The organism is Streptococcus pseudopneumoniae ATCC BAA-960 = CCUG 49455, from assembly GCF_002087075.1.
Taxonomy (GTDB): domain Bacteria; phylum Bacillota; class Bacilli; order Lactobacillales; family Streptococcaceae; genus Streptococcus; species Streptococcus pseudopneumoniae.
Map to the genome: position 1 here is coordinate 1 of NZ_MWSM01000074.1, position 1,896 is coordinate 1,896.

The 1,896-nt window shown below is 34.4% G+C and carries 3 protein-coding genes and 1 pseudogene; all 4 read left to right on the forward strand.

Going from position 1 to position 1,896, the window contains the following annotated elements:
* A pseudogene (locus B4W83_RS13190) lies at positions 1-93 on the forward strand (restriction endonuclease subunit S); the annotation flags it as partial.
* Between the two features lie 59 nt (positions 94-152).
* Positions 153-389: an AbrB/MazE/SpoVT family DNA-binding domain-containing protein gene (locus B4W83_RS11820; RefSeq protein ID WP_000260603.1), complete on the forward strand. Its 237-nt coding sequence runs from the start codon at positions 153-155 to the stop codon at positions 387-389.
* Entirely contained in the window at positions 386-799 is a 414-nt protein-coding gene (locus B4W83_RS11825) for a type II toxin-antitoxin system death-on-curing family toxin (protein ID WP_000158362.1), read from the forward strand. Before B4W83_RS11820 ends, B4W83_RS11825 begins: the two co-directional genes overlap by 4 nt.
* A gap of 117 nt (positions 800-916) precedes the next feature.
* On the forward strand, positions 917-1,882 hold the full coding sequence (xerA, locus tag B4W83_RS11830; protein WP_000444454.1) for a site-specific tyrosine recombinase/integron integrase: 966 nt from the start codon (positions 917-919) through the stop codon (positions 1,880-1,882).
* Positions 1,883-1,896: the final 14 nt, after the last annotated feature.

The following is a 1,896-nucleotide window of genomic DNA, read 5'->3' on the forward strand; positions in this document are numbered from 1 at the left end:
GCCCAGGTCGACAAATCACAATTGGCAATCCAAAAATCTCTGGAAGAGCTTGAAACTTTGAAGAAATCTCTGATGCAGGAGTATTTTAGCTGATATTCTGCCATTGTAATTACGGTAATGATTTGTTATAATACAACAAAGGAGGAAATCAGATGGTAGTAAAAACAAGAAAACAAGGAAATTCAATCACCATTACGATTCCAAGTGAATTTAATATTCCAAGTGGTGTAAAATACGAAGCTAAATTGTTACCAAGTGGTGAGATTATCTTTACTCCTGAAGAATTGGATCAGCAGGTTTCTTATGTATCTGATGATGCCTTTGACTTAAATTTAGATAAAATATTTGACGAATACGACGATGTTTTCAAAGCTTTGGTGGAAAAATGACAATCTATCTAACAGAAAAGCAAATTGAAAAAATAAATGCTTTAGCAATTCAACGGTATTCTCCAAATGAGAAAATTCAAACAGTTAGTCCTTCTGCCTTAAATATGATTGTGAACTTACCAGAACAATTTGTCTTTGGGAAGCCTCTTTATCCAACAATTTTTGATAAAGCAACGATACTATTTGTCCAATTGATAAAGAAGCATGTTTTTGCTAATGCTAATAAAAGAACTGCTTTCTTCGTTTTGGTCAAATTTTTACAATTAAATAGCTATCATTTTTCTGTAACGGTAGAAGAAGCAGTAAAAATGTGTGTGACCATCGCAGTAGAATCTTTAACTGATGAAAAAATGACAAGCTACTCCAAATGGGTTTCTGAACATTCTGTTAGGGAAAAGGTCAAAAAGTAACCTAGTATGCTGGATTTGAATGAGCACAAGAAAATAAATGAACAGACAATATTAGAATTCTGTAATGCAGAAACTGATATTGTCTCTTTTTATTGATGAATAAGAAAGTGAGAAATTATGGAATCAAAAGTTACAATTATCATGCAAGAAATGTTACCTCTTTTAAATAATGAACAATTACTAGCATTGAGAGAGAGTTTAGAACATCATCTAGTAGACGGAAAAAAGCAGCAGAAGTATTCGAATAATAACCTGTTGAAACTCTTTATTACCGCCAAACAGGTAGAGGGCTGTAGCTCAAAAACAATTCGTTATTACCAGAGGACGATTGAAAACTTGTTTAATGGTATTAAGGAGTCTGTGACACAACTCACAACAGATGATTTAAGGAGTTATTTAGCAAATTACCAGTCTGAAAAGGATTGTAGTAAGGCAAATTTAGACAATATTAGGCGTATATTGTCTTCTTTTTTTGCTTGGCTTGAGCAAGAGGAATATATCATTAAAAATCCCATTCGACGGATAAAGAAAATTAAGACTGAGCAAAATGTGAAGGAAACTTATACAGATGAACATTTGGAAATTATGCGCGATAACTGTGAAAATTTGAGAGATTTGGCAATAATAGACCTACTAGCATCGACAGGTATGCGTGTAGGGGAGCTTGTACAGTTGAATCGTTCAGATATTGATTTTGAAAACAGAGAGTGTGTTGTCTTTGGTAAAGGAAAGAAGGAGAGACCAGTATATTTTGACGCTCGTACGAAAATTCATTTAAGAAACTATCTTAACGACAGAAAAGATAGTCACCCTGCTCTTTTTGTAACGTTAGTTGGAAAAGTCCAGAGGCTTGGAATTGCTGGTGTAGAGATTCGCTTAAGAAAGTTAGGAGACAAACTCGGTATACAAAAGGTTCACCCACATAAGTTCAGAAGAACTTTAGCGACTAAGGCAATTGATAAAGGTATGCCTATCGAGCAAGTCCAAAAACTGCTAGGTCATAGCAAGATTGACACAACCCTGGCCTATGCCATGGTCAATCAAAATAATGTCAAGCATTCACACCAAAAATTCATCTCTTAAAAGCAAATCCCGAT